This window comes from Marinobacter algicola DG893 (genome assembly GCF_000170835.1).
GTDB classification, from domain to species: domain Bacteria; phylum Pseudomonadota; class Gammaproteobacteria; order Pseudomonadales; family Oleiphilaceae; genus Marinobacter; species Marinobacter algicola.
The window spans coordinates 37,989-44,828 of the sequence record NZ_ABCP01000030.1 but is presented as its reverse complement, the minus strand read 5'-3'; the positions used below and the strand labels follow the sequence as shown (position 1 = coordinate 44,828).

At 55.7% G+C, this 6,840-nt stretch carries 7 protein-coding genes; 1 reads left to right on the top strand and 6 read right to left on the bottom strand.

Annotated elements, in window-relative coordinates; translation table 11 throughout:
• Positions 1-62: 62 nt before the first annotated feature.
• Positions 63-1,061, bottom strand: coding sequence for a YhdH/YhfP family quinone oxidoreductase (locus tag MDG893_RS15525; protein ID WP_007154763.1), 999 nt, complete (start codon positions 1,059-1,061; stop codon positions 63-65).
• 24 nt (positions 1,062-1,085) lie between these two features.
• Entirely contained in the window at positions 1,086-2,150 is a 1,065-nt protein-coding gene (gene sohB, locus MDG893_RS15520; RefSeq protein WP_007154762.1) for a protease SohB, read from the bottom strand.
• 231 nt (positions 2,151-2,381) lie between these two features.
• Between sohB and MDG893_RS15515 the strand changes: the two genes are divergently transcribed.
• Positions 2,382-2,696, top strand: coding sequence for an SCP2 sterol-binding domain-containing protein (locus MDG893_RS15515; protein ID WP_007154761.1), 315 nt, complete (start codon positions 2,382-2,384; stop codon positions 2,694-2,696).
• A gap of 77 nt (positions 2,697-2,773) precedes the next feature.
• Here MDG893_RS15515 and MDG893_RS15510 read toward each other — a convergent pair whose 3' ends face one another.
• From MDG893_RS15510 to MDG893_RS15495, 4 genes are all read right to left on the bottom strand, one after another.
• Positions 2,774-4,480: a FimL-related protein gene (locus MDG893_RS15510; RefSeq protein WP_007154760.1), complete on the bottom strand. Its 1,707-nt coding sequence runs from the start codon at positions 4,478-4,480 to the stop codon at positions 2,774-2,776.
• A 251-nt stretch (positions 4,481-4,731) separates the two neighbouring features.
• Positions 4,732-5,442 (bottom strand): DNA polymerase III subunit epsilon, encoded by a 711-nt coding sequence (gene dnaQ, locus MDG893_RS15505; protein ID WP_007154759.1) that lies wholly within the window; start codon positions 5,440-5,442, stop codon positions 4,732-4,734.
• A 45-nt stretch (positions 5,443-5,487) separates the two neighbouring features.
• Positions 5,488-5,934, bottom strand: a complete 447-nt coding sequence (gene rnhA, locus MDG893_RS15500) for a ribonuclease HI (protein WP_007154758.1) — start codon at positions 5,932-5,934, stop codon at positions 5,488-5,490.
• Complete coding sequence (locus tag MDG893_RS15495) at positions 5,934-6,755, bottom strand: class I SAM-dependent methyltransferase (RefSeq protein ID WP_007154757.1); 822 nt, start codon at positions 6,753-6,755, stop codon at positions 5,934-5,936. The genes rnhA and MDG893_RS15495 overlap by 1 nt, the downstream gene beginning before the upstream one ends.
• Positions 6,756-6,840: the final 85 nt, after the last annotated feature.

Sequence of the window (6,840 nt, the reverse complement as noted above, 5' to 3'; positions counted from 1 at the left end):
AGCTCCCTCTTCGTTCTGGCGAACTTTTTAGAAACCCGCCTCTAAGAGAGTCTCGTCACTCCTTACTTGGAATGGTCGAGAACAATTTTCCCGGATGACTCCCCTTTCAGGAACGCCTTCAAAGCCCCATCCAGCTCACTACGCCCGATGTCGCGGGCAGACGCTTCCGTTTTCTTGCACGCCCAGTCACCGGCAAACTTGTCCCAGACTGACTGTTTGTCGGACAGGGGAATTTCAACCGAATCCACGCCCAGCAGGTTATTGCCCCGCAGGATAAACGGCAGAACGGTGGTTTCCAGTTGAGGCCCAGCGACCAGACCACAGCAGGAGACAGAACCGCCTGGGTGGATCTGTTTCAGCAATTCCGCCAACGGGCCACCGCCGACAGTATCCACGGCATTGGCATAGACCGGTTTCAGCATTGGCTTCTTTTCGGCTGCCAGAGCTTCGCGCCCCAGTACTTCCGTAGCGCCAAGGTTTTTGAGGGTATCGGCATGGTCTTGTTTGCCACTGATGGCCACCACTTCGAAGCCGAGGCTCGCAAGCAGCTCAACCGCTACGCTACCGACAGCGCCACTGGCACCGCTGACGGCGACTTTGCCCTGCTCGGGGCTAGCCCCCATGGTCAACAGCTTTTGCACGCACAGGCCCGCCGTGAGGCCGGCTGTGCCGTATATCATCGCGGTTCGGGCGCTCCAGCCCTTGGGCATGGCCACACACCACTCGGCCGGCACCCGGATGTACTCGCCGAAGCCACCGTCGGTGTTCATACCCAGGTCGTAACCGGTTACCAGCACCTCGTCGCCGGCGGAAAAGGAGCCGGAGGAGGCCTCTACTACTTCCCCGGCGGCATCGATGCCCGGAGTGTGAGGGAAATTACGTGTAACGCCCTTGTTTCCGGACGCGGACAAGGCGTCCTTGTAGTTCAGGGACGAATGACTGACTTTGATAAGGACGTCGTTTTCGGGCAGATCGGATACGTGCAGCGTCTGCTCAGAACCCGCGAACTCGCCGCCCTGCTCCTGAACGCGCCATGCCTTGAACTCGGTGTCGTTTGTCATGACTCTGTTCCCGTTACTGTAGGTTTACTGAATTTTCTGGTTGCGGAACGCGCCCAGTACCCGCCATACGGTGTGTTCAAGTGCCGCGCTGGTGGCCAGGCCGAGCTTTTCCGGCAACGTGCGCTTGCGCTGGAAACCTACTGAGATTACGTCTGCCCTGTCACAGGCCTCAATGAGAAATTCGTCGGAGGTCTTTATCTCGTCCACCAGTTTGACCTCCAGGGCGCGTCTGCCAAACCAGATATCGCCATTTGCAACCGCGGCAATATCCAGTTCGGGGCGGCGCTCACCCACGTATTCTTTGAACAGCACGTGGGTATCTTCCAGGTCTTCAAGAAATTTGGTTCTACCCTTATCCGTGTTCTCGCCGAATACGGTCATGGTGCGCTTGTGCTCACCGGCCGTCAGAATTTCGAAGTCGACATCGTTTTTCTTGAGGAAACGATGGAAGTTGGGCAATTGGGCAACAACACCGATGGACCCGAGAATCGCAAATGGCGACGCGACGATCCTGTCAGCCACACAGGCCATCATGTAACCACCACTGGCGGCCACTTTATCGACGCAGGCCGTAAGCCGGATACCCTTGGCGCGAATACGGTCCAACTGGGCAGCCGCGAGCCCATATGAGTGAACCAGGCCGCCGCCGCTTTCAAGACGGATAACCACTTCATCGGTTTCGGGCTCCGCAACGCTAAGCACGGCTGTGATCGAGCGGCGCAAGGAGTCGGTATCACTGGCCTTGATATCACCGTCAAAGTCCAGCACGTAAACCTTGGGGCGGGGTTTTTCCTCGGCGTCGCCGGATTTGCGCTTGGCCTTCTCGGCTTTCTGTTTCGCCTTGTCTTCCTTTTTACGGGCCTTTTCAAAAGTCTTGCGCTCCGAATCGCTGCGCAGTTTGGCCTGAAGTGACTCCCTCAGCTTGCGGTATTTCTCGTTGAGTTTGCGAACCCGCAGTTCACCGTCACTCCCCTGATCGTCCTTGTCTTTGTGGGCAGCGGACAAAACCACTGAAACAATGACCAGAAGTGCCACCACAAGGGTGACCGTCTTCGCAATAAACAAACCAAACTCTGTCAGAAATTCCAAGTTGCTTCTCCAGGATTATTCTTGAGCGCTCGATTGTAACCGAGGTGCCCTGAGGTACAAGCCATAGAGCCAATAACAAATTAAAACAAGCGTTCGATCGAGCTTGACACCAGTAATGTCTAACCCTAAAGTCGAATGGCTACGTCGGCTCACCCGGGCTTCCATGCAGGCGAAAGGCAAGGAACCAGAAGCCGTCAATACGCCACGACAACCATCAATAAGGGTAAAATAATGTCTGTAGCTCAGATATTCGAGAAACTCGAACAGAATTTTAACGCGGACGCAGCTGAAGGCCTGGATCTGGTATTCCAGTTCGACATCGAGGACGACAAGACCTATCACCTGGTTATCAAGGATGGCACCTGCAAGATGGCTGAAGGCGCCCATGACGATCCTTCCGTCACCCTGATCATGAACTCTGAAACCCTGCAGGGCATCGTTTCCGGCGAAACCGATGGCATGCAGGCGTTTATGGCCGGCCAGCTGCGCGCTGAAGGCGACATGATGCTGGCTACCAAGCTGGGCGAGCTGTTCAATATGGGCTGATCGCTCTTTGAACGCCCAAAAAAAACCTGCCCATCCGGCAGGTTTTTTTGTGGCTATTGAATAGCGCAACAGGGCTACTAGAGCCCCACGTCCTCCAATGAGGATTCCGCCAGTTTCAACAGGTCTGCATTGCGATCTTCCCGCCTGCCAACACTCTCTATGTAGTACTCAAGAGATGTTAGAGCGTCCGCCAGCGCTTCCAGCACCTGAGCCTGAGGCGCTTCCCTGGCATCCAGCAGTCGCTCCTGAATGGACGCCGCAACACGCTCCAACACCGAAGCCGCGCCGGGATCGTCCAGCATATGCAGCCCGCCCCAGATGCTGTGCAACGTGGCAGGCAGATTGGCGAGGTGAAGCTTGTCGTAGTCGGACTCAATAAACGCTGTTATGGCACGTTTTGCGAGGGTCAGTGCGCTTTTTGCTTCGTCCGCCACCACGTAGGTAGCTTCCTGGAGGTAAAGCGATTCTTCACGGGTACGCTGCCCACCGGCAAGAGCGTCGGTTTCCGAGGTGATGCCACGAACCACGATTTGCATCACGGCATCCTCGATACCCAAGACGGAATCCGCCAGCTTGTAGAGCTCATCGTCTACTGGCAGGCGATTTTCTTCCTCCCAGGTGCGCAACTTCACAGCCTCACCCCGGGCCATGGTTCCCAACTGGTTGAGATCCAGCATCACCAGCGTATTGGCGAGGCGCTCAAGAGCATCTGCAATAGAAGACAGCTCCGCCAGGTCTGGCTCAATGCCACGCTCAACAATGTCCAGCTTGTCCTTGAGCTGATTCAGTTCGTCCTGCAACGCTGTCGACAACGATTTGAGGACATCGGTGCCCGGGCCATAAAGGCGACGGGCATGGGCGTCGAGCATAGAGTCCGGGAATTCCGCGGGCGCCAGTCGATAAGCTGACAACACGGAGGTTACCTCGGGATTTGCTGATCCACTTCTATAGAGCAGGTACACCAGATCACGAATAAGCGAATCCGGCGCATCCTTGGCCGTGGCCACCTTACCGACGTACACGACTTCACGGGAATACTTCTCAATACGCATGAACATGCGCTTGCGGGCTTTGCTGAACCCCATGACACGATCAAGCATGGTATCCGCCACAATGGCAACCAGACACCACATCTGCCCCATGGGCTGCCCCTGGCAAAGTCGGGCAAATCCACGCGCTGCCCGGCCAAACAATTTTTTGCTGACCACATCGTTCTTTTCACGAAGCACACCCAGCAGCGCGACCTGGAACGTCAACCGCATACGGCGGGCCAGTATCTCGTACTCCGCTTCGTTACCGTCAAACGCCTGAAGGGAAAGCCCCGAGCAGAAGTCCGGCCGCTCCTTGACGTCAACATCGAAGAAACACGACTCCGGGTAGGGCTTTTCCTTGCGGGCTTCGCGCAGATCATTAATAACCGGCAGCAGCAGCTCCGGATGGTCCGCTCGCTGTTGATGATAATATTCAACATAACGGCGCAAGATGAACAATGCGCTGTTGAGGGTCGTCAGGAGGATATTCTTGTCATCGTTGGCACCAACGGGAACATCATTGGCCATACTGACGGCTTCCTGGCACAGAAGGGTGCCGGCACGCAGTTCGACAAGAATGAAAATACCGCGGAGCTGATTCAGAAAATCCACACAGTTCTGCAGATCCTCACCGCTTTCACGGTTTTCCTGAAAGCGTTCAAGGCTGGACTCTGCCTGTCTGATGGTCTGCTCAATCTCACTTTTGACCAGATCAAATGACTGTGATTTCGTCGCCAGAGACGATTGAACCATAAACGCTTCCTGTAAATTATGCGGAAACTACCGCGTCCTGTTCTTGGAATGTGATCTTGTCGGTTGTTTGAAGAATCACTTTATGAGCCAGATTTACCCTTCCCGGCTAAAATAAAAAGTTCGCGAAAACTCGCGAACTTATCATTACTTATAACACAAAACTCAAGTAGCTCAAGAAAGCAGGAATGTAACAAAACGTACAGCGCGACACACAGTTCGCACTGCCAAAAGAATATCCCGCTCGGCTCGGCTTACTCTTCAGTTGTAAGCTTATCCCACACGGTGGTACCGGCCTGCTTTGCCAGCAATGCCATGAACTCGTCGTGAGCGTTGCGCTCATCGTCGCTGGCCCTGGGTACCGGCAATGGATTGCGATCATCCGCCAGCCGACGGATACCGCCCTCACCGCCGGCTTCGTCCCCGCCCGCATCAAGAGAGAGCGCAGTCTGCCCGCCTGTCAGCAAAAGATAGACGTCAGCAAGGATTTCCGCATCCAGCAATGCACCGTGCAGTTCACGATTGCTATTGTCGATCCCGTAACGCTTGCACAAGGCATCCAGATTGTTCTTCTGCCCAGGATGCTTCTTGCGGGCAATGGCAAGAGAGTCAACCACGCCGCAATGCTCAGTCGTCCTGCGAACAGGCTTCAGGCGGGCGAACTCCGAATCCATGAAACCAATATCGAACGCAGCGTTGTGAATAACCAGCTCGGCCCCTTTTATGAACTCGAAGAACTCGTCGGCTATTGCGGCGAATTTTGGCTTGTCCGCCAGGAATTCATTGGTGATGCCGTGAACCGTTATGGCTTCCGCCTCCACTTCCCGCTCAGGGTTAATGTAGACGTGATAGTGCCGGCCGGTGATCTGCCGCTCCATCAGTTCAACGCAGCCAATTTCGATAATCCGGTGACCCTCCGCCGGGTCGATACCGGTGGTTTCCGTATCCAGTACAATCTGTCTCATGGTTTTCCTATCGGTTACCCCATTGGTTACGCCGCTGCTATACGGCTATCCGGCGTTAGCCAGTTCTTCCACACCGCGATTGGCCAGCTCGTCTGCCAGCTCGTTGTCAGGATTGCCCGAGTGCCCTTTCACCCAGTGCCAATTGACCTTGTGGCGGGCCACCTCATTGTCCAGCTCCCGCCAGAGATCTTCATTCTTGACCGGCTTTTTTGCGGATGTTTTCCAACCGTTTCGCTTCCATCCCGTCATCCATTCAGTGATGCCCTTGCGGACATATTGGGAATCGGTATAAAGCTCCACGTCGCACGTGCGCCTGAGCGCTTTCAAACCCTGTATCGCAGCCATCAACTCCATGCGATTGTTGGTGGTATTTGCTTCGCCACCATGCAACATCTTGTTGGCATCGCCGTACCTCAGAACAACGCCCCAGCCTCCTGGCCCAGGGTTACCCTTGCAGGCTCCATCGGTATAGAGAACAACCTTGCCGGCCATCAATACTCCTCGACATGCTTGTGTTTCAATATAGCGCACCGACCGTTTTCGGGGCGCGCCGGGTAGTCACGGGAAGCTCCCACTGCGCCCCTTCCTGGCAGGGCGATGACTTTCTGCCCTTGCCAGGCTGGTCTCCGCTGCAACCTGGAGTAAACGCGCTTTTTGGCAAGGATACAGTAATAAGCCCCCACCGGCAGGAAACGGTTGCCGCACAACCTTTCCATCAGCCCCCTGCGCTCCGCTAGAACCGCCCGTTGAAGCGGCACCTGGAAAAACGAGGAATCCGAGGACTCCACGGAAAAGTCCAGCAGCCGGAGCCAGTCTTCCATGCGGCCCTTCATCAGAAAACGACCACCCCAGGGGCCTTCATGATGTCTGGAAACCAGTTTCCGCAGCCCCCAAAGGCTAAACGGGTTAAACCCTATCAACATCATCACGCCCTCCCCCCTGAGCACCCTGGAGGCCTCCCGCAAAGCCTGGTGAGGATGCGGCGAAAAATCCGCCGTGTGGTGGAGAATAACCAGGTCCATGGAATCACCGGGAAAGGGCAACTCGTCGGCATCGCAGACTGCGACACCATCGGGAATAGAGGACTGCCAGTTCGGCGTCGTCAGAACACGTTGGGCAAAATCAGTCCCGCTGGCCAGTGGCAGCCGATGACTGACTGCAACCTGCAACTGTCTCGCGCCGGAAAGGGCGCGAACATGGCGCTCAACGCAGGCACGCTGATCGGCCAATAATGAACGGCCCAGGGGTGTCTGGAACCAGCTCTCGAAGCTGTCATGTCGGGCAGCATAGTCAATGTCACCTGCTGGGTTCATTGCGGCGTTCCCCTGGTTCGTTTCTCCGGTGTTGGGGCACCGGGATTAATACTCTATGATAACAGTCACACTCGTATCGCACATG

Coding starts and splice junctions, on each gene's coding strand:
- MDG893_RS15525 (WP_007154763.1), bottom strand. CDS start 1,061: ATGACAAACGACACCGAGTTCAAGGCATGGCGCGTTCAGGAGCAGGGC.
- MDG893_RS15515 (WP_007154761.1), top strand. CDS start 2,382: ATGTCTGTAGCTCAGATATTCGAGAAACTCGAACAGAATTTTAACGCG.
- MDG893_RS15510 (WP_007154760.1), bottom strand. CDS start 4,480: ATGGTTCAATCGTCTCTGGCGACGAAATCACAGTCATTTGATCTGGTC.
- dnaQ (WP_007154759.1), bottom strand. CDS start 5,442: ATGAGACAGATTGTACTGGATACGGAAACCACCGGTATCGACCCGGCG.
- rnhA (WP_007154758.1), bottom strand. CDS start 5,934: ATGGCCGGCAAGGTTGTTCTCTATACCGATGGAGCCTGCAAGGGTAAC.
- MDG893_RS15495 (WP_007154757.1), bottom strand. CDS start 6,755: ATGAACCCAGCAGGTGACATTGACTATGCTGCCCGACATGACAGCTTC.